The following is a 25272-nucleotide window of genomic DNA, read 5'->3' as shown; positions in this document are numbered from 1 at the left end:
ACATAATGAGGGTATATCATCTCATATGCCGGAGATGACATACCCTGTATCCTATCATGCCGATTACTTGATCAGGCCGATCTTCTTCGCAACATCCCCGGTGGATTTATACGTTTCTTCGGCAATCTTCTTGAAATCCTCCGGACCGCTATAGGCCGGCGAAATTCCGATCTTTTTGAAGTCCTCAATGACTTCAGGGTCTTCCAAAGCCTTTTTGAAGGCGTCATGCAAAATGGTCACGACTTCTTTAGGCGTCCCCTTCGGAGCGACAATACCGGTCCAAGCGTTGTATCCGGTATAACCTCTTTCCGCAAGCAAAGGTGCATCCGGAATCGCATCCGATTTGGTGGTTCCGATATTGGCCAGAATGCGCAGTTCCCCGGAATCCACTTGCGGTTTGGCTTCATGAACTTGTACAACCGCGCCTTTCACATGTCCGCCAAGCAGTGCCGTAATGGCAGGCGCAGCACCGTCATAAGGTACATGCTTCAATTTAAGATTATCCTTGAGTGCAACGGCTTCCAAATTCAAATGCTGCGTATTCCCTACGCCCGGAGTGGAATAAGTAAATGCATTCGGGTTATTTTTGACATAATCAAACCACTCATCAATCGTTTTCCACGGCGCATCCGCTTTCACAACCAATACGTGAGGTACAGAGTTTGCGATTAAGATCGGTTCAAAGCTGTCAAAGGAGTACGGTGTTTTACCGTAGTTCGGCTGAATGGACAAATTACCGATCGTCGCCATGGAGATCATATAGCCGTCGGGCTTGGCTTGAGTAAGTCCGGTCAACCCGATCGTGCCGCTGGCCCCCGGCTTATTTTCGACTACAACGGTACCTTTGTTCGGAAGATATTTAGAAACGGCGTTTGCAAGTGTGCGGGCCGTGATATCCGTACCTCCGCCAGCGGCATAGGGAACAACCAGCTGAATCGGTTTTTCAGGAAACTTGGACTTCGGAGCTTCAGCGGTGTTGTTGGATGCGGCCGGCGCAGGATCCGTACCCTGAGTCGAGGATGCTCCTGTACCGCACCCTGCCAATAAGGAACCTGCGAGTGCTGCTACAGACAATGCGGAGAGAATCGTTTTGTTTCTGCTTTTCATTTGGAATGGCCTCCCTTTTCATGTTTCCTGTCTGCCCATCAGGTTTGAAGTATTCGCTTTTTTTGTGTATACTTCACTTGGAATTGTTTTTTTATATCTTCTTCACCTCCTGTTACATGGTGTCAGCCCGCACGACTGGACACCATGTAACAGGAGGTGCTTTTTTATTGCCACTGCTCTTGTGAAAGCTTAACTTTCTAGGCCTTGCTTTCTTTTCTTTGCTTTAAAATTTTTTTCCTTACGTAGTCCAAATGTCGGTACATTTGTGCAAAAGCTTCGGACGGCGATCTCTTTTTCAATGCCTCATAAATGGCTTTATGATGTTCAACCGCAACATCCCGTTCTCTAAATTGGATGTTTTTACTCATCCGGTCAAAAGCCATCAAAAGGGAATCGATCATGCCTTCCAGAATGTAATTGTTTACGCTAAAAGCAATAATTCGATGAAACTCTTTATCCACTTGAGAATAGTCCCCCGGATGTTCAGAAAGAGCCTTAATCGTTTGGTTGAGCTCATCAAGCTGCTGATCTGTGATTTTCTCCGCAGCCATCGCAATCATACCAAGCTCCAATGCCATCCTGGCCTCGATAATGGACGGCAAATCATCCCCGGCCAGAGACAGCATATTCGTGTACGGTTTACTGCTGATTTTTTCAGAAAAATACGTGCCGTCCCGCGTTTTTCTGTGAATAATCCCCAAAGATTCCAGGGAACTCATAGCCTCACGCAATACAGGTCTGCTGACTGACAGCATTTTCGTCAGTTCCGTTTCGGGATAGAGCTTATCCCCGGGCTTTAATTGCCCGGAGGCAAGAAGTTGAATGATCCTGTCAGCCACTTCTTTGGCCAATGTTTTGCGAGGGACAGAATCCAGCACGATTTCTTGTTTTTTCTTAATCAATTCATTCCACCTTCCTTTTTTATTTGCCATATTTTAAAATTGTATGACAAATAAAATGAAATTACAAACATTTCTTTACATTTCCACGTCGCTGGCCAGCATGCCCTTCTTATTCTTTATGCCTGCATAAACGCTGAAAATAAGAATAATAAAAGAGATGGACAGCAGTACAAGTGAAATCGGTCTGGAGAAAAATCCAAGAAAACTGCCTTCAAATAAAATCATCGATTGCAGCAATGAGCTTTCCAGCAATTGTCCAAGAACAAAGGTTAAAACAATCGGCGCCATTGGGATATCGAGCTTTTTCATGAAATAACCCAATACTCCGAAAATCAGCATAACCCACACATCAAACAAGCTGTTATTTACACTGAATGCGCCCAAAATGGCGACTGCAAAAATAATCGGGTATAACAGCTTCGCGGGAATCAGGGCAATTTTGGCCCACATGCCGGCCAAAGGTAAATTTAAAACCAGCAAAATCAGATTCCCGATGAACATGCTGGCAATGATTCCCCATACGACGTCGGGATTGTTTTGGAATAACGTAGGGCCAGGAGTTAAACCATGCATGATAAAGGCTCCGAACAATACGGCAATCGTAGGAGAGCTCGGGATTCCTAATGTGAACAGCGGAATTAAGGCCGCTCCGCTGTAAGAATTGTTCGCTGTTTCCGGCCCGGCAACCCCTTCGATGGCTCCTTTGCCGAAACGCGACGGATCTTTTGCCATTTTTTTCTCAAGAGAATAAGACAGGATCGCCGGTATGACGGAGTTCGAGCCCGGTACAAGTCCTACCAGGAAGCCTAACCCGGTTCCTCTTCCGATCGCGGACAGCGTCCGCCTCCATTCGTCACGGCGGGGAAGCAGCCCTTTTACTTTCGGCGGAGCTTCCAGTTTGGTGATATTCTCCATGCCAATCATAATTTCGGAAAGACCGAACAATCCCATGGATATAATGACAAAATCGATCCCGTTCATTAAATTCGGCTCATCAAAGGTAAACCGGATGGCGCCTGAAACGACATCCATGCCTATGAGAGCCAGACACAGGCCCAAAAGCGCGGAAATGATTCCCTTCACAATGGATTTTCCCATAAGTCCAACCACCGTGATCAGTCCCAACAGCATGAGGGCAAAAAACTCCGGAGGACCGAATCTTAACGCGAATTGAGCTAAAGGCGGCCCGATCACCACGAGCCCAATGATGGAAACGGTTCCGCCGATAAACGAACCGATACCGGCAACCCCTAAGGCAGTCCCCGCTCTTCCCTGTTTGGCCAGAGGATGCCCGTCCAGACACGTAATTACCGAAGCCGCTTCCCCCGGTGTATTGATCAGAACGGAGGTTATCGTTCCGCCATACATTGCGCCGTAATAAATGCCCGCCAGCATAATGATGGCCGAAACCGGCTCCATGGAGAACGTGACCGGCAATAAGATCGCCGTCCCTGTAGTCGGACCCAATCCAGGCAAAACGCCGACCAGCATCCCGATGGTAACTCCGAGTAAACAATACAGCAGGTTCGACCATGTAAGCGCTGTTTCAAAACCTTGTAATAACTGCATCAATGAATCCATTGAATCCTCCTACCATCCCAAGGCATTCACCGGAAGCGGGACCCCGAGAAATATGTGAAATACTACAAATAAGCATAAGGAAATCGCTATGGAGATCATAAGACCCGAATACCATGTAAATAATCTCCTCAGGATAAAAAACAGCATGATCGTACAGGCCATAAGAAAACCTAAATATTCAACGGTCAAAAGAAAAAAAACAAGTGAACCCACTAAAGTGACGACATTCCATAAACCGCTTCCCGTCGGAAGAATTTCTGAAAAAGCAATTTTTTCCTTGAAAGAGCTTACGATATAGGATAAAGAGAAAATGCCTAATCCTCCGCTTAACCAAAGCGGAAAAAACCCAGGACCGGGACCCGTGTCGGTGTAATAATCCAATTGAAGAGACTGACAAAAAATAACGGCCGAAAAAAGCAGCATCAGTAAGCCCATGTAAACGCTGGCATTATTTTTTACCACGCAATCACCCCCCTAATGTTTTGGTTTTTAAGCGTTTTCACCACCAACTAAGTCATATTGTAATACAAATTGAATAGTAATACAATACGTTTTTTTGCGTGATAGATTCATTGAAAACCCAAAGAAGCGCCGCAAGTTTGCAGCGCCTCGGATGATTCTTCACGTTCTCCACTTTTATTCATGCCCATGTAAGGCAGCAACCTTTTGATAAAAATCTTTGACCGATGGGTATAAGCTTCGGAGCCAACACTTCTATAGTCAATGGAATCGAATCCGATGTAACCGACGATTTGATTCGTTTGACTTCACCGAGCAACTTGACCGGCCTGCCCAGCTTAACAATCCCTTGCGGATTCAGCAATGGACTTCCCGTCGGCTTGCAGCTCATCGGTAAGGCATTGGATGAAGGTACCCTTTTAAAGGCCGGATATGCATTCGAACGCACGAACGAACTTCGCTTTACAAAGCCTATATTCGCTTCGGCCATGAAGTTGAACTAAGCCGAATTCCCCGTTTACAGCCTGCCCCGCAAAATTATTCCCCGCTCAAAAAGATCGCCGGCCATTCCGATAACGGAATAGCCGGCGATTGTCCAACCTTCATCGGGATTGAACCGATTCGTTCAGATCCCCGATAAAGGTTATTGCGTTAAGATGATTTCAAACGGTATACTCTGGACTCATAGGGCCTCAGCTGCCATTCATCGCTTGGATTCGCCTGCTCCCGGTAATTCGCGATCAACAGCTCCCTTGGATATGAAATGACGGATGCAGGAAGCTCACAGACGGCCGGCTGATCCGAGATATTCAGAACGACAAGCCATTTCTCGCCGCCGAGCTCGCGCAGGTAAGCGTATATTTGCTCATGATCCTCAAGCAGCGGCTCATAGCTTCCATAAACCATCACTTCATGAGCTTTTCTCAGCTGAATGAGCTTTTTGTAGTAATAAAACACCGAATTCGGATCGGCCAAAGCCGCAGCCACGTTAATTTCCTTATAATTGGGATTCACCTTAATCCATGGCGTGCCGCTCGTAAACCCGGCGTTCTCCGAATCGTCCCACTGCACGGGCGTTCTTGAATTGTCCCTTGACAGATGAAGCAGACTTTCAAAGACTTCTTTGGGATCTCTTCCCTTCTCTACTTCTTCCCTATATTTATTTTTCATCGCGATATCGTTGTAATCGTCAATGGAATCGAAGCGGACGCCGGTCATCCCGATTTCTTCCCCTTGGTAAATGTACGGCATCCCCGGCAGCGTATGCAGCAGAGTCGCGAAGCATTTGGCGGATTCCACACGATACGTCGTATCGTTGCCGAATCTGGTAACGAGTCTGGTGTGGTCATGGTTATTTAAGAATTGCGAATTCCAGCCTTTTCCCCACATGTCATCGTACCATCTTTTCTGAATATCCTTGAACCGCAGCATGTCCCAATGCGCCATATAATCGCACACTTCAAAATGGAACAAGGTATGCAGCTCGCCGCGGTCTTCTCCAACGTAAAGCACCCCGTCCTCCGGAGTCACAAACGGAATTTCCCCCACGGTAAAAATATCGTAATGCTTCAAAACCTTCTCATGCATCTCTTGGAGATATTCATGGATCCCCGGATTATTTCCCAAATAAGAAATGTTGTCGGGATTCTCCGCATCAGGAAAACCAGCCTGCTTGGCGAGAAGATTTATGACATCCATCCGGAATCCGTCGATTCCTTTATCCAGCCAAAAACGCATCATGTCGTAAATTTCTTCCCTGACCTTCGGGTTTTCCCAGTTTAAATCAGGCTGTTCAACGGCAAAAGAATGGAAATAATATTCCCCTGTCTTTTCATCATATTCCCATGCCGAAGGCGTAAAATACGATCTCCAGTTATTAGGCTCCTTCCGCCAGATATAATAGTCTCTTTTCGGATGATCCTTGGACGATCGCGATTCCACAAACCACGGATGCCGGTCGGACGTATGATTCACGACCAAATCCATAATGAGCTTCATACCGCGGGCGTGAACCTCTTGGAGAAGTCTGTCGAAAGTATCCATGGTTCCTGCTTTGGGCATAATGGACCGGTAATCGGAAATATCGTAACCGTTATCGACATCAGGAGAGCCGTAGCACGGATTCAGCCAAATGACATCGGCGCCAAGCTCGCGAATATAATCCAACTTTTGAATGACTCCCTCTAAATCCCCATAGCCGTCTCCATCGGTATCATAAAAGCTTCTCCAATACACCTGATAGACGACCGCTTCTTTCCACCATGTTTTTTTCATGCTCCCACTCTCTCACTTTGTTTTACTTCGATGAATGAATCAGTTCAAAGCCGGTCGTATTCTCCAGAATCTCAACCTTGACCGGGTCCGAACCGCTCCGGCTTCGGGTTACCTTCAAAGAAAGATGCCCCGCGCCAATAGGAATATGCTCAGCCAGCAGCTCGTCAATCATCTCAGGCAAAAACGGATCGATACGGATCTCCTTCTTCAGCGCGTTCGGGTGTAATCCGAGCAACGCCTGCATAAAAACAATCGCGGTCCCGGCCGCCCATGCTTGCGGAGAGCAAGTGGTTGGATACGGTACGGGATACCCGAGCTCCGAGCCATGTCCGCAGAACAATTCGGGCAGACGCTGATATTCGAAGAACCGGGATGCCGCAAGCAGGCTTGAGATGACCTTTCCCGCTTCTTTCTTATAGCCCAAACGGCTTAACCCGAGCAGAATCATCCCGTTATCATGCGGCCATACGCTTCCATTGTGGTAGCTCATCGGATAATAGCCCGCGGCTTCCGTACTCATCGTGCGAATGCCAAATCCGCTGAACATGTCATCGGCAACCAGGCGCTTGGCGATCCGGTCCGCACGGGAGGCAGCCGGCAAACCTGTCATTAATAAATGTCCCGGATTGGATGTCACGGATTGGACTTGCCGCCGGTCCTTGTCGAGTGCGATGGCGTAGAAATTCTCATTCTCCATCCAAAAGGCCTGTTCGAACCTCGCCCGGAACGCTTCGGCATCTTGGACCAGCTTCTCTGCAAGCGCCATTTCACCCATCCGTTCAAAAATCGGCGCCAAGCTTTTCTTGGCCTGATAGACGTAGCCCTGCACTTCGGCCAAAGCGATCGGCGATCTCGCATACTCTCCGGAGGCGTGAACGATCGAGTTGCTCGAATCCTTCCAGCCCTGGTTAGGAAATCCCCTTTCCGCTTCCTGGTGATAAGTTAAAAAGCCCGAGCCCGCTTCGATTCCACGGTCAATCCAATCGAGCGCGCGTGCAACGTTCGGTTTTAATTCCTCAACGATCGAAAGATCCCCCGTCCAACGGACATATTCACCTAATAATACTAAAAACAAAGGTGTGGAATCAACCGATCCATAATAAGGGCCGAAAGGCGACTGATGCGTATTCACCAGTTCTCCAAAGCGGATTTCGTGCATGATTTTTCCGGGCTGCTCGTCCCGCCAAGCATCCACAGAATCCCCTTGGTAGGCGGCCAATGTTCTCAGGGTTCCCTTGACCTTCTCCGGATTTAACGGGAGCATGAACAAAGAGGTGATGAGACTGTCTCTTCCAAAGGGAACCGCAAACCAGGGCAGCCCGGCCACAGGCGTTTCTCCATATCCGACGTCGGTCATTAACATACGCAAATCCTGTACCCCGCGCCGGTATAAACCGTTAAACACATCGGCATTCGTCGTTACACGGGACGTCTCGCGGTACCATTGTTCATATGACGCTTCGAGACGCTTCAAGCCTTCTTCAAAGGAAAGAAGAACAGGCCATTTCTGCTCCAATACGGGAATGATGAAGAAGCAAATCTGCTTTATTTCTTTGGGTTCCAATGTCATGGAATAATGGACAATACCGTCGGCATCCACTTCCGACTCGTTCTGATCCCAACGGATGCAGGTCTCTCTTAGCATGTCATCCGCGCCTTGGTAACGGATCGACAAGGTCCGCTCACCCGTGACCTTTCCGATGATCTTCCCGACTTCCCCTGTTCGGTACTTCCGGACAATGAACATATCCTGAAAATCGGCGTCGAAGGCAGCCGAGAAATCAAAGGAGACGGCTTGGGGAAAGAAGTTCGTTAACGACACTCTTTCATACAATACCCCGTCGTATATAAAGCGCTCCCGATGAATTTCAATGGCTCCCTCATCCTTTCGATCCTTCATTAACCGAATGGATGCGAAGTAGCTTCGATTAGCCGATGATGAGAGCAGGGAAGGCTTCTCGCCATCGACGAACAGTTCCATCCGGCTTAAGAACCGGGTATCTTTCGTGTACAGGCCATAACCCTTTTCATTATTTTCCGTGAGTTCTCCATTTTTATCCGTCAGAAAAAACAAGTCGCCTTCTTTAATCACACTGTATTCCATGGACTAAGCCTCATTCCGTATGAATTTATTGACGATGATAACCAGATTATGAAATCCTTCATCCGATCCTGTCCCTGGTTATCCTTTGACCCCGGAGCTGGATATGCCCTCCATGTATTGCTTCTGGAAGAAAAAGAAGAAGATCAAAATCGGCAGCATAGATAAAACAACCCCCGCCATGATCAGCGGCGTATTTTCAAAAAACATATCTTTCACGCTGTTGAGCCCCACCACGAGCACATATTTATCCGGGCTGTTAGCCAAGGTGCTTGGGATCAGGTAACTGTTCCAGGTCCCTGCAAACGCCAGGATCGACATCGTAATGAGCGGGGATTTGGCCAAAGGATACACAATGCGCCAGAAAGCCCCCATTTTCGTCAATCCATCCAGCCTTGCCGCTTCAATGAACTCGTTCGGTACGCTGATAAAAAATTGTCTCATCATGAAAATGTACAGACATTGATACAGAAACGGAACCGTTAATGCCGCAAAAGAGTTTAACCAGCCAATCTGCGCCATATTAACGTATACCGGTATCAGGATCATGTGATAGGGAACCATCATGGTGGCCACGACAATCCAATAGATGATTTTTTTTCCCGCAAAATCCAGCTTCGCAAGAGCAAAGCCGGCCATCGGATTAATCATCAAATTCCCGATAATGACGATCCCCGTCATAATGACCGTATTCAAGAACCATTTGGGCACGTTGTAAGCCTCATTCGTAAAAAATAATTTGTAATTATCCAACGTCCAGTTCGAAATTCCCGTTATTTTATTCACGTACTGCATCGGAACGAAAGAGGTGTACAACGTATAGGCGAAAGGCAGGATGAACATGCATCCAACGATCGTAATGACGGCATAAATGCCCAGCAAAGTGAATTTTTTATTGATCTGCACCAGTGTCACCCCTTATCGTCCAACCATTTTTTCTGAAGGAAGGTAATGATCATAATAATGAAGAAGAACAAGACAACCGCGGCGCTTCCGTAGCCGATGTTCATATAACGGATACCATGCTGATAGAAATAAGTAACGACCGTACTGGTTGCTCCGGCAGGCGAGCCTAACGCCCCATATCTGGAAATCGCGGCAATCTGGTCGTAGATTTGAAAGCCTAGAATGGTAGCGACGGAAACGACGAAAAACGTGATCGGCTTTAAATAAGGAACCGTAATATAACGAAATTGAGCCCATTTGGATGCGCCGTCCATTTGACCCGCTTCATATAAATCTTTAGGAACTTCCTGGAGCGCGGACAAATAAACGATCATACTGAATCCGCATTGTTGAAATATAAACAGAATACTGACGAATAGAAGGGCATAGTTCGTATCGGCAAACCAGGTCACATTCCCGAAGCCAAACAGAGAGAAAAATTCGGTAACGAAGGTCCCTTTTTTAAACAGCATCATAAACACGGTCGTAATCGCAATTTGAGAGGTGATATAAGGGATAAAAAAGACCGTTCTAAAAATGCCTTTTCCTTTGATTTTCTGGTTCACCAGAATCGCCATGAGCAATCCCAGCAGCGTTTGAACCGGTACGGCGATCACAACGATCTGCAGGGAGTGAAGTACCGCCCGGTAAAATTCAGGATCGTTCAAAATTTGAATATAGTTTTGTAATCCGATAAATTTGGCTTTGTCTAAAGCCGTGAAGCTTACCTCCTGAAAACTTCTTACGAAGGACTGCACGAATGGATATAAAAACCACCATCCCCACAGAACCAGGAACGGTAAGCTGAACAGCCAGCCGACAACCATATCCGAATCGGCAATCGTACGAAACCATGACTGCTTGGGGGGGCGATTTCGCCCTATACTTACGCTTCTATTCTCATAGGAAGCCATCATGACCCTCCTGAATTCTCAAAATTTGGTTAAAAAAAACGATTATAAAAGTGTTCCCGTTTCTCGGACGGAAACGGGAACGGATGGACTATTTAAATTGTTGCTGAACGCTGTCGAGAATCTCTTTTGGCGATTTATTCGTTCCGCCCAGAATCGATCCCTCCAGCTGTTTAACCAGCTCGTCAATGAATTTCTTGGTTTCTGTCGGATAATTGAAATCGGTGCTGTACTCTAGAGCAGGCTCCACCGCTTTGAACTCCGGATTTTCTTCAAAATATTGAGCAGAAAGACTTGGAATGGCCGGGTTAAACCCAAGCTTCAAAAATTCCGTCTGCGTCTTGTCATTCGTCAAATAGTAGGCAGCTTGCAGGGCCGCTTCCTTGTTTTTGGCATCTTTTAAGACCACATAGGCATCCGAGATCATGGTGCTGCCCTCCACCGTTCCTTTCGGTACCGGCACGGCTGCATATTTCAGATTCGGATTCGCGTCTTTCAAATATCCTTTGTACCAATAACCGCCTGTAGTCATGGCCGCTTTGCCGTTAGCAAATACCTCTCCATCCCATCCGTAACCTAACGACTTCGGAGTTACGGCTAAGCCTTCTTTATACATATCAAAGATCTTCTGCAAGGCTTGAACGTTTTCCGGGGAGTTGATCGTTTTTCCGCCGCCCCAATCGCCGCCGTAGCTTTTCACGTAGTTCGTAATGTGATAGGCGTCCAGATTGATGGTAATTCCATATACATCGTCGGTCTTCAATTTTTTTGCGGCAGCTTCTACTTCATCCCATGTTTTCGGATAGTCGCCAAGCCCTGCTTTTTTCCACAGGTCTTCGTTAATAAAGAACATGGCCGGCATACTGATATTAGGAATGCCATATTGTTTTCCGTCTTTTTTCCAGATATCCAATGAAGCAGGCGTGAAACGATTCATATCGATGCCTGCGGCAGGAATCAGCTCATCCAATGAAGCGAACAAATCTTTACTGATATATTCATTGGCCCCTTCGTTGGAGATTTTAATGAAATCCGGCGCTACGCCGGCCGCAATTTCTCCGGGAAGGATGTTCCAGAATTGCTCGCTGCTCGGATACTGCTTAATTTTCAGCTCAATATTCGGATAGGTTTCCGAGATGGAAGCCGCAGCATCCTGATATACTTTCAGGTCCTGGGCCGCTCCCCAAAATCCCATCGTGATCGTCGTCTTCTTTGGAGTATCTCCCGCTTGATTGCTGCTGTCATCACTGCCGCATGCCGCCAAACCGGCGATCAATATGAAGGATAACAGCATAATACCCGTAAGCCTTTTCATCATATCAACTCCCCCAAATCATTGTTTTATCCTTAATGCTAATTTGATGGTAACGAAATTGGGGCAAAAAAAAAATTAATCAAATGATGATTAATTTAACAAAATGTACTTTCAATTGTAGTTCATTGTCGGGAGGATGGCTTTTTATTATTATTTTTTACTTTTCTTTAATAAAATCAAACCTTTTCTTTCCTGTATTCTTTCGGAGCCATCCCCACGTATTTATGAAAGACGATCGCAAAATGAACCTGACTGTTGAAGCCGACCAGCTCCGCCACCTCATATATTTTGTACCGGTAATCCTTTAACAGCTCTTTGGCTTTCTCAATGCGGATTTCATTAATATAATCAAACAGCCCTCTGTTCACTTCTTGTTTAAATAGTCTGCTTATATAATTGGCGCTGACATGGAAATGATCACCGAGGCTTTTCAGGGATATATTTTCTTTATAATGGGTTTCGATATACTGCATGATATTGCGGATCAGCGGGCTGTACTCTTTATTTTTTTGGGAGATCCGGGCCTCCAGTTTTTCATTAAACCGCGCGTGATAGTAAGATGACAGTTCATTAAAATCCTCAATTTCCTCCAATAGGTTTCCATTCTCCAAATATTCCTCGCCGTCCTCCATCATAAACAGCAAGCCCTGATAAATTTTATGGACATCCTTTTCGTTCATACACTCTTTATTTTGCAGATACTGCTCCCATTCCGCTAAATTAAGCGCGAATTCATCGTACTTCTCTTCCTTTAGCCCGTTTTTCATGGCTACAATATAATGATTGACCTGTTCAAGGGATGCTTCCATCTCTTCGTTTCGATTTTGATAATAAAACAGCGGGTCACTTGGATGATAAAACTTCCGTTCCAATGCCTGCTTGGCTTGTGCAGCTGCTTGTTTACCCTCATCATAGGTTTGAAATATGTCACTAACCCCAAAAACCGTATCGATATTCACAAACCGCTTCAGAGAAGAACTGATCAGATAGACGATATCGTTCACATGGGCAAAGGAGGCCTGCATGCTCTTGATTTCACTATGGCTTACGAAGACGGCAAACAAGTTGTCCTCGATCTGTACAAATTCCACTTCTTTCTCTTTAGACAGAAGCTCGGATAAAATATTCGAAATCGTATTGGGCAGTATAGCTGCATTATCTTTCGTATATCGTTTTACGACCTGCGCATACTTTTTGATGCTAAACAATAGAACATACATGTTGCCTTCCTTTAATCTCGTTTGCCGGATCCCCTCTGTATTCTCATGAAGCCATGCTCGAAGGATGACGTCTTTGGCATGAGGCGAGCGGTTTAGAACGTCATCTGCGGCATGCCGGTGGCTTTCCATCTCCTCCTTTATTTTTTGCAGCGCGCTTTCGATTTCAAATTCATTCATACCAGGCTTATGAAAATAATCCGATGCCCCCAGCTTCATGGCTTTTTTGACCAAAGTGAAGTCATCAAAGCTGCTTAAGATGATCACCTTGGCTTCAATTCCGATTTTTTTCATTTCAGCCAGCACTTCAAGGCCGTCTTTTTTCGGCATTTTGATATCCAGGATGATGGCATCCGGCTTTCGTTCCAGAATCAGCTTCATGGCTTCTTCGCCGTCAGCCGCTTCGCCCACGATTTCCATTCCGCCCGCTTCCCAGCGGATGGCCGATTTAAGTCCGATTCGGACCAATGGTTCATCATCCACAATTAAGACTCTCATTCAAACTCACCCGATTTTCCATTCTTAATGACGGGAATCACGATTTTTGCTGTCGTTCCGCTGTTCTCCCCGCTTGTGATCCATAAACCATAGCCTTCCCCGTAATGAAGCTCTATTCTTTTGCGTATATTTTTGATGCCGATCGAATTCATCTGATCCGCCGCACTTCCTTGTTCAAGCTCCTGCTGCTCCGCCTTGGACATCCCTCTTCCGTTATCCGTCACGAGCATGATGATGCGGCCTGCTTCCTCATTGATTCGAATCTCCAGCTTCCCTTTATACGGAATTTCATCGAACCCGTGAAAGATTGCATTTTCGACCAAGGGCTGGAGAAGAAACTTCAATGTCTTGTATTCAAGTACATTCGGATCGATGGCATAAAAAACTTCAAATTTATTCAGATAACGGAAGTCCAGAATTTTCGTGTAGTTTTGAATAAATTCGACTTCCTCCCTGATGGTGACGTAATCGCTCTCGGTTTTGGCCGTAAATTTAATCACCGAGGAAAACGCGGTCAGCGCCTCTTCAATCCCGGTTGCCCCCTGGATCTTGGCCATCCATTTGATAACATTCAAGGTGTTGTACATAAAGTGGGGCCGGATTTGCGATTGCAGCGCTACAAGCTCAAGCTGCCGCTTTTCTTGTTCTTCCTTATATATCCTCTGAATCAGCCTTCGTATTTCCTTTAACATGCGGTCAATAGTGATGCTGATTCTGCCTACTTCCCCATGCTGAATGTCGATGGCGACGTCCAGGTTCCCCTGCGAGACCAGCTTCATTTTCTCATTTAAAACCGAAAGGGGCTTCGTGATGCTCGTAGCGACATAAATCGAAGCAACGATGGACAATCCAAGCAGCAGGATCAACGAAATAACAATCGTTCTTACGATAATATCCACAAAACCAAACAATTCATCCTTCGGAATCAGCGTAACGGCTTTCCAAGGGGTGATGGTGGAAGTGGAAGTGATTAAATAATGATCTTTGCTCTCTCTTGTTTCTTGTTCCTCTCCGCCGATGCCCGCCATATCCTGGCCCAGTACATCGGCTGAAGGTTTGCCTATCTCGCTGCTGTTTTTGCTGTACACTACATTTTCATTTTCATCGATCAGGTAGAAACGGGTATGCTCCGTAAATTGAATGTCACTCCATAATGTTTTCAGTTGATCGACCCCGACGTTCAACAGAATCAGCCCGAGATTTTCTTTCGTATAAGGGTCCATGATCGCCCGGCCGATCGAGACAACAGGTTTTTCATGAAAAGACAGCAATTTTTCGGGATGAATGCCGACAGGAACATATCGTCCCTTGTTCTGCAAAATGTTTTGTACAAACGGTTCATGATAAAATTCATGCTCCAAATAATGATGATCCATGTAATCGTCGTTGCTTCTGCCGATGACGATATGATTTTTGCTTTGGTAAATCACAACCGATTCAATCAAATCGGTATAGAGCAGCATGCTGTTTCTAATAATCCCGCCCACCGTTTCAAAATCCTTCTGCCTTTCATACAGGGGATAAGGATACGCGGTATAATCCTTGCGCATAATTTGAAAGATGCTCGGATCATGCTCGGGATACATCGCCAACCGTAATAATGGATTTAGAGAGCTGTCCATATTTTTCACAATTTGCTTGTTATTTTCTACTGCCGCGTCCAAAATCATGCTCCGATTGGAATCCACATACAGCCAGGACAAGGTCCCGCCGATGATCACAAAAGGAATCACAATAAAGCATGAAAAAACAGCAATAAGTTTATTTCTTAAACTTACATTTCTTAATTTATTCCTGAAACCGGTCATCCGATCACTCTTTTTCACTTCAATCTATACTTTCATTATACCAGATTCACCTGACCCGGTAACTTTCGGGTAAACCTATCGTTAATTTACCAAAAAGAAAGTAAAAAATACGATCCAAGCCTCTTCTGAGCATGGATGGGTTCCAAATCCATTCTTCATAAGACAAAAGGTTCGTCCCGCCGAAGCCATTTTGGTTTGGCTTCAAGGTTTTTGTATAATGAGCGTATATCTGAACGTTCCAAAGGAGCTGCAAATGTCGAATCGCAAATGGAATCTGGGAATTCTCCTTCTTTTTATCCTGTTCGCCTGCCTGCTTTTGAGCTTTTTGTTATCTGCGCTGCGCATCCGCGAGCTGGTTCAGCCCTTAAAATCGGGTGGTGTGGTTATAGACACACGGCATGTCGTGTTAATCTCCCAAGAGCTGGACAATCCGTTCTGGCGGGCCGTAGAGCAAGGAGCAAAGGAAGCGGCCGCGGCATACGGAATGACTCTCGAATATATGGGGCCGTTCCGAATCAATCCGGCAGAGCAGATCAAGCTGTTGGAGAAATCGATTGCCGCCAAAGCCGACGCGGTGTTGATCCAGGGAATCAATGATCCTTACTATCGGACGCTGATTGACAAGGCCATGAACCAAGGAATTCCCGTGATTACCGTGGATACGGATGAACCGGGAAGTCGGAGACTGTCTTATGTAGGCACGGATAATCTGGAAGCAGGGAAAAAAATGGGCGAGCTTGTTGTACAAGCGGCGGGAGGTCAGGGCAGTATAGGTGTACTGCTCGGTAAAGCGGAGGCGGACAATCAGCGGATGCGGCTCGAAGGCTTCCGCTCGGTCATCAGCCGCTATCCGGAGCTTGCCATTGTCGATGTGCGCTCGTCGAATATCTCCCGGCTCCAGGCGGCGGGACAAACGGAAGAAATGCTTCTGAGTCATCCCCAAATCCGGTATCTGGTCGGTTTCAGCGCGCTGGACGGACCGGGAATGATGGAAGCTGTCGAACGTGTCATTCCGCAGGGAGTGAGTATTTTCGCATTCGACGATTTGGAGGAAACAAAGGAAGGCATCCGGCAGTGCAGGATTGTGTCGACGATTGTACAGCAGCCTCATGAAATGGGATATCATGCCGTATCGATGCTGAACGATTATTTCCAAGGAAATAATTTGCAACGGCAGCATTATACCGCGATCGCTGTGCTCGACCGGAATACGGCCGGTAACGGAGCCGGAGGAAGCTGCCGATGACCATTCGACAAAAATTGCTGGTGTTTATTCCATTGCTGGTGCTGCTGGCCAATTCGGTCACATTCTTTTTATTTGAGAGCGGAAAAATCGTGCGGCAAAGCTACGATGTAATGATGGACCGCATCCTGTTATATAAACAATCCGCTCAGACGTCCGAGGACACGCTCAGGCTGCTTTACGGCTATCTGGTCAACCCCGGCGGAAGCAGCGGAGCCGAACTGGGGCAAATGCGGACCAAGCTGCAGCATATTCGCGCCGATTTTATCGCAAAAACAAGCCCCTCTCTCCCTGCTTCGACACTGACGGGCTACGTGCATATGCTGGACACACTTCTGGAGCAGGAGCAGGCCGCACTCACCGCAGCGGAAGCCCAGTCGCCGCGCGCCGCGCTGGACCACTACGGGGAGGCGGAGAAGACGACCGGTTTTATCCGTGAGGAGGCGCAGCGTCTCGTCGATTTGGAGCTCGGCTACTATCAGCCGGTCTACAAGCAAATTCAAAATGAGAATGCGCTCATGAACCGTTTGGGCGCGGCCGTCTTCGTCATCAATACGCTGTTGAGCATCGTGCTTGCGGTCTGGATTTCCCGCAGCATTACCGTTCCTGTCGGCCGCCTTGTCGATATGGCCAAACAGATGTCCAAGGGAAACCTGCCTGTAGATCCTGCGCCAATTCGCTCGAGCGATGAACTGGGATTATTATCGAATGCCTTCAAGCAAATGTCGACCGATCTGAAAATGTTGATCGAAAAAGACAAAGAAAGTCTGGAAAAAGACCGGTTGGTCAAAGAATTAGAGCTGCAGGCGCTGCAAAGCCAGATAAACCCCCACTTTCTGTTTAATTCGCTTAACGTGCTCTCCAAACTGGCTCTGCTGGAAGGTGCGGAAAAAACAAGTGATCTGATCATCTCCATGTCGAATCTCCTGCGCTATAATTTGCGCAATCTCGATCAGCCGGTCACCCTTCAGGATGAGCTTGAAAACGTGAAGGAATACATTACGATTCAAAAGGCCCGTTTTCGGGACCGGATCCGCATCGAGATGGATATCGACGAATCCGTGCTGCAGGAGCCCATTCCCTCCCTGACGCTTCAACCCATTGTAGAAAATGCGTTCGTACACGGGATTGGAGGCATGGAGAAAGGAGCCGTCATCCGTCTTCACATTGTGCGTGCTCCGGAAGGTATACGCATCACGGTATCTGACAACGGGAGCGGAATGAGTGAGGAAGTCAGACAGGCATTACTGCGGATGGAAGCGGAGAGCGATAAAAAGAACTCTGCAGGCATCGGAACCCGAAATGTGTTCAAACGGCTGCAGTTATTTTACGGACAGCAAGCGCTTGTCGACATTGATAGCGAGCCGGGAAAAGGAACAACGGTGACGATGATCATTCCCTATCGAAAGGAAGGTGGCTCCAAAACATGTATCGGCTATTGATCACGGATGACGAGGATTTGGAACGGGAAGGACTGGAATGGATCATTCAGCATATGCTGCCGGATACATTCCAGGTTATCCATGCCGAGAATGGCCGGATGGCTATAGAGCGGGCCGAGGAGTATCGTCCGCATATCGTGATGATGGATGTGAATATGCCCGGTATCCAGGGGCTGGCGGCCATACGGGAAATCAAGGAACGTCTTCCGGATACGAAGTTTGTGCTGGTCACGGCCTATGATTATTTTGCTTATGCCAAAGAGGCGCTTTCGCTCGGCGTCAAAGAATACCTCGTCAAACCGGTTCGGCGCGAACAAGTGGTTAAAACGCTCGAACAGCTGGTCGGGGAGTTGGAGCTAGAGAAGCGCAAGCGAACGGATGAACTGGAACTCAGGCACAAAGTATCGCAGCTGCTGCCGATGGTAGAAAATGAGCTGGCGCTCATGTTCATGGTCGATCAAATTTTGGATACGGGCGTCGAGGAGTTGTCCGATTGGCTCGACTTTCCTCTCGATCAAGGCTGTGCGGTCGTGGTCGCTTTTCCGGAGGACGTTTATACTCTGGACAAGAAGAAGATATACGATATTATCCGCAGCTACGCCAAGACGCATGGAGCGACCTGCATTGTCAGCTCATTGATTGACCGTCATATGGCGATTTTCATGCGAAAAACACCCGGGATCCAGGATGACCAATGGAAAGAGGAAACGAAACGGTATGGAGAAAAGCTGTGTGCTTTGGCTGATCGTCAGCTCGATTTGGCGGTTTCAGTCGGCATCGGAACAGCCCGGAACGGGGCGGAAGGACTGCGCAAATCTTATTTTGAAGCGGTTTTTGCATCTACCTATTATGAACACGGCGGAACGGTATGCCACTTTGACGAGTTGAAGCATGGAGACGGCCATGGAATCTCCGAGCGGGAAAAGTCGCCTTTAACCATGGAAACGCCTCACCGCTCCTACGTCATTTCCGCTTTGCAGCGAATCCGTGAAGAACGCGAACAGCAAACCTTGACCGTTCTGGAAAGAGCCAAGAACTATATACAGGGAAAATACACCGAGGATCTATCCCTTGAAGAAGTGGCGGACTTCGTCCATCTGAATCCCCATTATTTCAGCAAAATATTTAAACAGCGGTTTGGAGAAACGTTTATTGATTTTGTCACCGGTTTGCGAATTGCTAAAGCCAAAGAGCTGATGGCTTCGGATCATTTGAGCCTTAAGGAAATCTGCTTTATGGTAGGGTATAAAGACCCGAACTATTTTAGCCGGGTCTTCAAAAAAATCACCGGCGTTACGCCGACCGAGTATCGCGGCCAATCCAGATAAGGCTTCATCTTAACGTCCATGTCTATTACGCATGGATTTTTTTATGTTTGCAGGACAAGAATGTGCTAGTTTTTCATCAAATCACGAAAAAAAGCGGCTCGTGCAAATTAAATGCGGAAAGACCACAGATTAGTGAAGGTGATTTCTCCCTTAGTCCAAAGCTCCCCATGATATAATGAAGTTCGTTTCTGAACAAGAGACAAGGTCAAAGTCAAACCAAGGGATATATAAAAAACGGAATGTTGGAAGGGAGATAAGAAACTTGGAATTGACGATCAACAAACCGAATGAACAAGTAAGCATAAAGTTTGTAACGCTTGTTTCCATGGTTGCCGCCTTGGGTGGTTTATTATTCGGATTCGATACGGCTGTGGTATCCGGTGCGATTGGTTTTATGGAACAAAAATTTCACTTAAACAATCTGCAGGTCGGCTGGGCCGTTTCCAGTCTAATTATCGGTTGTATTGTCGGAGCTGCAGCCTCCGGTGTGCTGAGCGACAGCTTTGGCCGGAAAAAAGTGCTGATCTTCGCAGCGATTCTTTTTATCATCGGCTCGATCGGCTCCGCTATCCCGGCAACTTTCACCGGTTATATTGTTGCCCGGATCATCGGCGGAATCGGCATCGGTATTACATCCACCTTATGTCCGCTCTATAATGCGGAAATTGCACCCGCCAAATACCGGGGCCGTCTGGTCGCACTGAACCAGCTGGCCATCGTTACCGGCATTTTTCTTACGTATTTCGTGAATTTGTGGATTGCCGGATCCGGAGACGAAGCTTGGCAAATCTCCACAGCTTGGCGGTGGATGTTCGGCGTAGGCGCCATTCCCGGATTCCTGTTCCTGGTTCTGCTCTTCTTCGTACCTGAAAGCCCCAGATGGCTAATCAAGCAGGGAAGACCGGTAGAAGCGCTGCCGATTCTGCTGAGGATTCATGGCGAAGATTTGGCCAGACAGGAAGTATTGGATATCAAGGAATCGTTCAAGCAGGAAAGCGGATCGATCCGGCAGCTGTTTAATCCCGGGCTGCGGATCGCCTTGATTGTAGGGGTAGGGCTGGCTATTCTTCAGCAGATCACAGGAATTAACGCCATTATGTATTATGCCCCCGAAATTTTCAAAGCAACAGGCGCAGGTACGAATGCCTCGCTGATCCAGACCATTCTGGTCGGTTTGATCAATTTTCTTTCCACCATTCTGGCCTTGTGGCTGATTGACAAAGTTGGGCGCAAAGTACTGCTGCTGGTCGGTTCGTCCTCAATGACGCTGTGCCTGCTTGTTATAGGCTTGGCTTTTCACACGGGTAATACCTTCGGGCCAGTGGTATTGATCTTTATTTTGCTTTATGTGGCCTCCTTCGCCATCTCTCTGGGGCCGGTCGTATGGGTGATTATGTCCGAAATTTTCCCGAACCGTATCCGCGGGAAAGCTACGGCGATTGCGGCCATGGCGCTGTGGGCGGCGGATTACGTTGTATCCCAGTCGTTTCCACCCCTGCTGAGTTCCGCAGGGCCGGCGATTACCTTCTGGATCTTTGGCGCGATGTCTTTGTTCACTTTCATTTTCACCTGGCGCATTGTACCCGAAACAAAGGGCAAATCCCTCGAGAAAATCGAATCCTTATGGTCAGTGAAGAAAGCTTAATATCTATGGAAGATGCCGTCCTCTTCGGACGGCATCTTTTTTGTGGGAGGGCGACTGCAGCCAGCGGGCAGGTGCGAAACCAGGGGGGCGCGGCATCGGTTAGTTTGAAAATCAGCGCAATAGAGGTCAGTATAGTACACAGTAATAGATGTTGTATCAAGACTGAATAAACAGACATATATAAAAACATAAAAGCTGCGTGTATACGCAGCTTATCTTTTATCTAAAAATAATGGTCGGGACGACACGATTCGAACATGCGACCCCCTGGTCCCAAACCAGGTGCTCTACCAAGCTGAGCTACGTCCCGATAATATATTTTATGCCGGTAGACGGACTTGTACCGCTGCGGCTTTCCACACGATTTTAAATGGATCGCTTAGTGTCCTAAGAATGCAGCATTTCAACAGATTGCAACGCTAGCCTTCTGAAGCAATGTGCTTTCTACGAAAACTTGCAGCACCGACACTCTCATCATACTTAAGTTCACTACGTGCCCTGAGAGATGCGGCCCTTCAGGCCGACTGTGATGTGATTCCTACCGTAGCAGAGCTCCGACGAACTCTTACCCTTCTCATCTATCTCAGTTCACTTTGTTTCACTACGTGCCCTGAGAGATTCGAACTCCCGACCTTTTGATTCGTAGTCAAACGCTCTATCCAGCTGAGCTAAGGGCACATATTGACGATGGAGCGGAAGACGGGATACTCTCCGTTACACTCCGAGACTGCGGAGTATTCTTAACGAAGTTGATGCTCCGACGAACCCATTTGGGTTCTCATCCTGATCTCCAAATTCATTACTGAAGCGGAAGACGGGATTCGAACCCGCGACCCTCGCCTTGGCAAGGCGATGCTCTACCCCTGAGCCACTTCCGCGTATTGGTTGCGGGGGCAGGATTTGAACCTGCGGCCTTCGGGTTATGAGCCCGACGAGCTACCGGACTGCTCCACCCCGCGATAGGATATGGTGAACGCTGACGGGATCGAACCGCCGACCCTTACCCTGTCAAGGTAATGCTCTCCCAGCTGAGCTAAGCGTTCACATAATGACCCGTAGGGGATTCGAACCCCTGTTACCTCCGTGAAAGGGAGGTGTCTTAACCCCTTGACCAACGGGCCCCGATAATATGTATTTCTATGAGATTACTTTATGGAATAGATGGCTCCCCGAACAGGACTCGAACCTGTGACAACTCGATTAACAGTCGAGTGCTCTACCAACTGAGCTATCGGGGAATATCGCTTGGCGACGTTCTACTCTCCCAGGACCCTGCGGTCCAAGTACCATCGACGCTGGAAGGCTTAACGGCCGTGTTCGGTATGGGTACGCGTGGTTCCCTTCCGCCATCATCACCAAACGTATTCATTTCTCAAGGCTTGCGCCCTGAAAACTGGATCGAAACCAAGCTGCTGATCATCTTCATGTGCTTTTTGGATAAGCCCTCGACCGATTAGTATTCGTCAGCTCCACACGTTGCCGTGCTTCCACCCCGAACCTATCTACCTCGTCGTCTACAAGGGGTCTTACTTACTGGGAAATCTCATCTTGAGGGGGGCTTCACGCTTAGATGCTTTCAGCGCTTATCCCTTCCGTACTTGGCTATCCAGCCGTGCCTCTGGCGAGACAACTGGTACACCAGCGGTACGTCCATCCCGGTCCTCTCGTACTAAGGACAGCTCCTCTCAAATTTCCTGCGCCCGCGACAGATAGGGACCGAACTGTCTCACGACGTTCTGAACCCAGCTCGCGTACCGCTTTAATGGGCGAACAGCCCAACCCTTGGGACCTACTTCAGCCCCAGGATGCGATGAGCCGACATCGAGGTGCCAAACCTCCCCGTCGATGTGGACTCTTGGGGGAGATAAGCCTGTTATCCCCAGGGTAGCTTTTATCCGTTGAGCGATGGCCCTTCCATTCGGTACCACCGGATCACTAAGCCCGACTTTCGTCCCTGCTCGACCTGTTTGTCTCGCAGTCAAGCTCCCTTTTGCCTTTGCACTCTGCGAATGATTTCCAACCATTCTGAGGGAACCTTGGGGCGCCTCCGTTACGCTTTAGGAGGCGACCGCCCCAGTCAAACTGCCCACCTGACACTGTCCCCATACCCGCTTAGGGCACCAGGTTAGAACTCCGATACGATCAGGGTGGTATCCCAACGTCGCCTCCACACAAGCTGGCGCTCATGCTTCCCTGGCTCCCACCTATCCTGTACAGATCGTACCAAAGTCCAATATCAAGCTGCAGTAAAGCTCCATGGGGTCTTTCCGTCTTGTCGCGGGTAACCTGCATCTTCACAGGTATTAAAATTTCACCGGATCTCTCGTCGAGACAGCGCCCAAGTCGTTACGCCATTCGTGCGGGTCAGAATTTACCTGACAAGGAATTTCGCTACCTTAGGACCGTTATAGTTACGGCCGCCGTTTACTGGGGCTTCGGTTCACAGCTTCGGTCTTACCCTAACCGCTCCCCTTAACCTTCCAGCACCGGGCAGGCGTCAGCCCGTATACTTCGCCTTGCGGCTTCGCACAGACCTGTGTTTTTGCTAAACAGTCGCTTGGGCCTTTTCACTGCGGCCCCCTCGGGCTATTCACCCTACCGGGGCACCCCTTCTCCCGAAGTTACGGGGTCATTTTGCCGAGTTCCTTAACGAGAGTTCTTCCGCGCGCCTTAGCATTCTCTGCTCGCCTACCTGTGTCGGTTTGCGGTACGGGCACCTTCTCCCTGGCTAGAGGCTTTTCTTGGCAGCCTGAACTCATGACCTTCGGTACTCCAATTTTCCCTCCCCATCACAGCCCAGCCTTTCGATGTGCGGATTTGCCTGCACACCAGCCTCACTGCTTGGACGAGCATCCATCAGCTCGCGTCACTATCCTTCTGCGTCACCCCATCGCTCATAACGGTTCACGGTGGTACAGGAATTTCAACCTGTTGTCCTTCGACTACGCCTTTCGGCCTCGCCTTAGGTCCCGACTTACCCTGAGCGGACGAACCTTCCTCAGGAACCCTTAGGCTTTCGGCGGATCAGATTCTCACTGATCTTTTCGTTACTCATACCGGCATTCTCACTTGTAACCAGTCCACCAGTCCTCACGGTCTGACTTCAACCCGATTACAACGCTCCCCTACTGCCCATTGCTGGACCCATAGCTTCGGTGGTGTGTTTAGCCCCGTTACATTTTCGGCGCAGAGTCACTCGACCAGTGAGCTATTACGCACTCTTTGAATGGTGGCTGCTTCTAAGCCAACATCCTGGTTGTCTGCGCAACTCCACATCCTTTCCCACTTAACACACACTTGGGGACCTTAGCTGATGATCTGGGCTGTTTCCCTCTTGACAATGGATCTTAGCACTCACTGTCTGACTCCCGGGTTAACGTCTGTGGCATTCAGAGTTTGACTGGACTTGGTAACCCTTGGCGGGCCCCGCACCCAATCAGTGCTTTACCTCCACGACGCATCTCCCGAGGCTAGCCCTAAAGCTATTTCGGGGAGAACCAGCTATCTCCGAGTTCGATTGGAATTTCTCCGCTACCCCCACCTCATCCCCGAATTTTTCAACATTCGTGGGTTCGGGCCTCCAGTGCGTGTTACCGCACCTTCACCCTGGACAGGGGTAGATCACACGGTTTCGGGTCTACGCCTGCAAACTCATTCGCCCTATTCAGACTCGCTTTCGCTGCGGCTTCGGCTTCTCACCTTAACCTCGCTTGCAAACGTAACTCGCCGGTTCATTCTACAAAAGGCACGCCATCACCCTTTAACGGGCTCTGACTTCTTGTAAGCACACGGTTTCAGGTTCTCTTTCACTCCGCTCCCGCGGTTCTTTTCACCTTTCCCTCACGGTACTGCTTCACTATCGGTCGCCAGGGAGTATTTAGCCTTGGCAGATGGTCCTGCCGGATTCCCACGAGGTTTCACGTGTCTCGCGGTACTCGGGATCCGTCTAGGGCTTTCGCAGAATTTCGGCTACAGGGCTGTTACCTTCTCTGGCCGGCCTTTCCAGACCGCTTCACCTACTCTGCTCAACCCACGTTGACGTCCCACAACCCCAGGGGGCTTGCCCCCTGGTTTGGGCTAATCCGCTTTCGCTCGCCGCTACTGACGGAATCACTTTTGTTTTCTTTTCCTGAGGGTACTTAGATGTTTCAGTTCCCCTCGTCTGCCTCCAATGCAGCTATGTATTCACTGCATGGTACGTATCTATTACGATACGCAGGTTTCCCCATTCGGACATCCCCGGATCAAAGCCTGCTTACGGCTCCCCGAGGCATTTCGTCGTTCGCCACGTCCTTCATCGGCTCCTAGCGCCTAGGCATCCTCCGTGTGCTCTTATTAGCTTAACCAATTTGGTTATTCGGTACCGACACTTACGTATCGGCTGCTGACGATTTTCTTACAAAAATCGCAGCGGGATGATTCAGCATTTTGCTTTGTTTCGATATCCAGTTTTCAAGGAACAAACGGTTTTGAAAGGCATTGCACCTTTCAAAACT

Annotated in this window: 16 protein-coding genes, 7 tRNA genes and 2 rRNA genes; 5 read left to right on the top strand and 20 right to left on the bottom strand. The window is 48.2% G+C overall.

The features are described from left to right. Positions 1-63 precede the first annotated feature (63 nt). The 4 genes from IJ22_RS00135 to IJ22_RS00120 form a co-directional block, all read right to left on the bottom strand. Entirely contained in the window at positions 64-1107 is a 1044-nt protein-coding gene (locus IJ22_RS00135; protein WP_062406289.1) for a Bug family tripartite tricarboxylate transporter substrate binding protein, read from the bottom strand. Between the two features lie 197 nt (positions 1108-1304). Next, a complete protein-coding gene (locus IJ22_RS00130; RefSeq protein WP_062406287.1) occupies positions 1305-2009 on the bottom strand; it encodes a FadR/GntR family transcriptional regulator in 705 nt (234 codons plus the stop codon). Between the two features lie 75 nt (positions 2010-2084). Then, a complete protein-coding gene (locus tag IJ22_RS00125) occupies positions 2085-3590 on the bottom strand; it encodes a tripartite tricarboxylate transporter permease (RefSeq protein WP_062406285.1) in 1506 nt (501 codons plus the stop codon). 9 nt (positions 3591-3599) lie between these two features. Then, entirely contained in the window at positions 3600-4052 is a 453-nt protein-coding gene (locus tag IJ22_RS00120) for a tripartite tricarboxylate transporter TctB family protein (RefSeq protein WP_062406283.1), read from the bottom strand. Between the two features lie 224 nt (positions 4053-4276). Between IJ22_RS00120 and IJ22_RS00115 the strand changes: the two genes are divergently transcribed. Continuing rightward, positions 4277-4552, top strand: a complete 276-nt coding sequence (locus IJ22_RS00115; protein WP_062406281.1) for an amidase family protein — start codon at positions 4277-4279, stop codon at positions 4550-4552. 148 nt (positions 4553-4700) lie between these two features. On the opposite strand, the gene IJ22_RS00110 is transcribed toward IJ22_RS00115, so the two are convergent. The 7 genes from IJ22_RS00110 to IJ22_RS00080 all read right to left on the bottom strand — a co-directional run bounded on the left by IJ22_RS00110 (position 4701) and on the right by IJ22_RS00080 (position 15118). After that, positions 4701-6323: a glycoside hydrolase family 13 protein gene (locus IJ22_RS00110; RefSeq protein WP_062406280.1), complete on the bottom strand. Its 1623-nt coding sequence runs from the start codon at positions 6321-6323 to the stop codon at positions 4701-4703. A gap of 22 nt (positions 6324-6345) precedes the next feature. Next, positions 6346-8427, bottom strand: a complete 2082-nt coding sequence (locus IJ22_RS00105; protein WP_062406278.1) for an amylo-alpha-1,6-glucosidase — start codon at positions 8425-8427, stop codon at positions 6346-6348. Positions 8428-8505: 78 nt separating this feature from the next. Next, on the bottom strand, positions 8506-9330 hold the full coding sequence (locus tag IJ22_RS00100) for a carbohydrate ABC transporter permease (protein ID WP_062406276.1): 825 nt from the start codon (positions 9328-9330) through the stop codon (positions 8506-8508). 5 nt (positions 9331-9335) lie between these two features. After that, on the bottom strand, positions 9336-10283 hold the full coding sequence (locus IJ22_RS00095; RefSeq protein WP_062406274.1) for a carbohydrate ABC transporter permease: 948 nt from the start codon (positions 10281-10283) through the stop codon (positions 9336-9338). Between the two features lie 88 nt (positions 10284-10371). Beyond that, a complete protein-coding gene (locus IJ22_RS00090; protein ID WP_139170810.1) occupies positions 10372-11598 on the bottom strand; it encodes an ABC transporter substrate-binding protein in 1227 nt (408 codons plus the stop codon). Positions 11599-11771: 173 nt separating this feature from the next. Next, positions 11772-13310 (bottom strand): response regulator transcription factor, encoded by a 1539-nt coding sequence (locus IJ22_RS00085; RefSeq protein ID WP_062406272.1) that lies wholly within the window; start codon positions 13308-13310, stop codon positions 11772-11774. Next, on the bottom strand, positions 13307-15118 hold the full coding sequence (locus tag IJ22_RS00080; RefSeq protein WP_062406270.1) for a sensor histidine kinase: 1812 nt from the start codon (positions 15116-15118) through the stop codon (positions 13307-13309). The genes IJ22_RS00085 and IJ22_RS00080 overlap by 4 nt, the downstream gene beginning before the upstream one ends. 253 nt (positions 15119-15371) lie before the next feature. Here IJ22_RS00080 and IJ22_RS00070 point away from each other — a divergent pair, with 253 nt between their 5' ends. The 4 genes from IJ22_RS00070 to IJ22_RS00055 all read left to right on the top strand — a co-directional run bounded on the left by IJ22_RS00070 (position 15372) and on the right by IJ22_RS00055 (position 20776). After that, on the top strand, positions 15372-16364 hold the full coding sequence (locus IJ22_RS00070) for a sugar-binding protein (RefSeq protein WP_062406266.1): 993 nt from the start codon (positions 15372-15374) through the stop codon (positions 16362-16364). Further along, positions 16361-17803 carry a sensor histidine kinase gene (locus IJ22_RS00065; protein ID WP_062406265.1) on the top strand — a complete coding sequence of 481 codons (1443 nt, stop codon included), beginning with the start codon at positions 16361-16363 and terminating at the stop codon, positions 17801-17803. Before IJ22_RS00070 ends, IJ22_RS00065 begins: the two co-directional genes overlap by 4 nt. After that, complete coding sequence (locus tag IJ22_RS00060) at positions 17788-19131, top strand: AraC family transcriptional regulator (protein ID WP_062406264.1); 1344 nt, start codon at positions 17788-17790, stop codon at positions 19129-19131. Before IJ22_RS00065 ends, IJ22_RS00060 begins: the two co-directional genes overlap by 16 nt. 175 nt (positions 19132-19306) lie before the next feature. After that, positions 19307-20776, top strand: coding sequence for a sugar porter family MFS transporter (locus IJ22_RS00055; protein WP_062406262.1), 1470 nt, complete (start codon positions 19307-19309; stop codon positions 20774-20776). A 233-nt stretch (positions 20777-21009) separates the two neighbouring features. Here the strand turns inward: IJ22_RS00055 and IJ22_RS00050 are convergent. The 9 genes from IJ22_RS00050 to IJ22_RS00010 all read right to left on the bottom strand — a co-directional run bounded on the left by IJ22_RS00050 (position 21010) and on the right by IJ22_RS00010 (position 25122). Then, positions 21010-21086, bottom strand: a tRNA-Pro gene (locus IJ22_RS00050). A 294-nt stretch (positions 21087-21380) separates the two neighbouring features. Further along, positions 21381-21454: transfer RNA gene (locus IJ22_RS00045), tRNA-Arg, on the bottom strand. A gap of 128 nt (positions 21455-21582) precedes the next feature. After that, a tRNA-Gly gene (locus IJ22_RS00040) sits at positions 21583-21654 on the bottom strand. 4 nt (positions 21655-21658) lie between these two features. Then, a tRNA-Met gene (locus IJ22_RS00035) sits at positions 21659-21735 on the bottom strand. An 8-nt stretch (positions 21736-21743) separates the two neighbouring features. Further along, positions 21744-21819, bottom strand: a tRNA-Val gene (locus IJ22_RS00030). A gap of 6 nt (positions 21820-21825) precedes the next feature. Then, positions 21826-21897 (bottom strand) — tRNA-Glu (locus tag IJ22_RS00025). 41 nt (positions 21898-21938) lie between these two features. Next, positions 21939-22014: transfer RNA gene (locus IJ22_RS00020), tRNA-Asn, on the bottom strand. 5 nt (positions 22015-22019) lie between these two features. Beyond that, positions 22020-22136 (bottom strand): 5S ribosomal RNA (gene rrf / locus IJ22_RS00015). Between the two features lie 73 nt (positions 22137-22209). Further along, positions 22210-25122, bottom strand: a 23S ribosomal RNA gene (locus tag IJ22_RS00010). Positions 25123-25272 lie beyond the last annotated feature (150 nt).

This window comes from Paenibacillus naphthalenovorans (assembly GCF_001465255.1).
Taxonomy (GTDB): Bacteria; Bacillota; Bacilli; order Paenibacillales; family NBRC-103111; genus Paenibacillus_G; species Paenibacillus_G naphthalenovorans.
The sequence above is the reverse complement of the archived record's forward strand: the minus strand, read 5'-3'. Positions and strand labels throughout refer to the sequence as shown.

Bases quoted from the DNA above. Each gene is read 5' to 3' on its own strand.
- IJ22_RS00055 (WP_062406262.1), top strand. From the start codon at position 19,307: ATGAAGTTCGTTTCTGAACAAGAGACAAGGTCAAAGTCAAACCAAGGG.
- IJ22_RS00090 (WP_139170810.1), bottom strand. From the start codon at position 11,598: ATGATGAAAAGGCTTACGGGTATTATGCTGTTATCCTTCATATTGATC.
- IJ22_RS00070 (WP_062406266.1), top strand. From the start codon at position 15,372: ATGTCGAATCGCAAATGGAATCTGGGAATTCTCCTTCTTTTTATCCTG.
- IJ22_RS00125 (WP_062406285.1), bottom strand. From the start codon at position 3,590: ATGGATTCATTGATGCAGTTATTACAAGGTTTTGAAACAGCGCTTACA.
- IJ22_RS00085 (WP_062406272.1), bottom strand. From the start codon at position 13,310: ATGAGAGTCTTAATTGTGGATGATGAACCATTGGTCCGAATCGGACTT.
- IJ22_RS00105 (WP_062406278.1), bottom strand. From the start codon at position 8,427: ATGGAATACAGTGTGATTAAAGAAGGCGACTTGTTTTTTCTGACGGAT.
- IJ22_RS00115 (WP_062406281.1), top strand. From the start codon at position 4,277: ATGGGTATAAGCTTCGGAGCCAACACTTCTATAGTCAATGGAATCGAA.
- IJ22_RS00060 (WP_062406264.1), top strand. From the start codon at position 17,788: ATGTATCGGCTATTGATCACGGATGACGAGGATTTGGAACGGGAAGGA.
- IJ22_RS00110 (WP_062406280.1), bottom strand. From the start codon at position 6,323: ATGAAAAAAACATGGTGGAAAGAAGCGGTCGTCTATCAGGTGTATTGG.
- IJ22_RS00065 (WP_062406265.1), top strand. From the start codon at position 16,361: ATGACCATTCGACAAAAATTGCTGGTGTTTATTCCATTGCTGGTGCTG.
- IJ22_RS00095 (WP_062406274.1), bottom strand. From the start codon at position 10,283: ATGGCTTCCTATGAGAATAGAAGCGTAAGTATAGGGCGAAATCGCCCC.
- IJ22_RS00135 (WP_062406289.1), bottom strand. From the start codon at position 1,107: ATGAAAAGCAGAAACAAAACGATTCTCTCCGCATTGTCTGTAGCAGCA.
- IJ22_RS00080 (WP_062406270.1), bottom strand. From the start codon at position 15,118: ATGACCGGTTTCAGGAATAAATTAAGAAATGTAAGTTTAAGAAATAAA.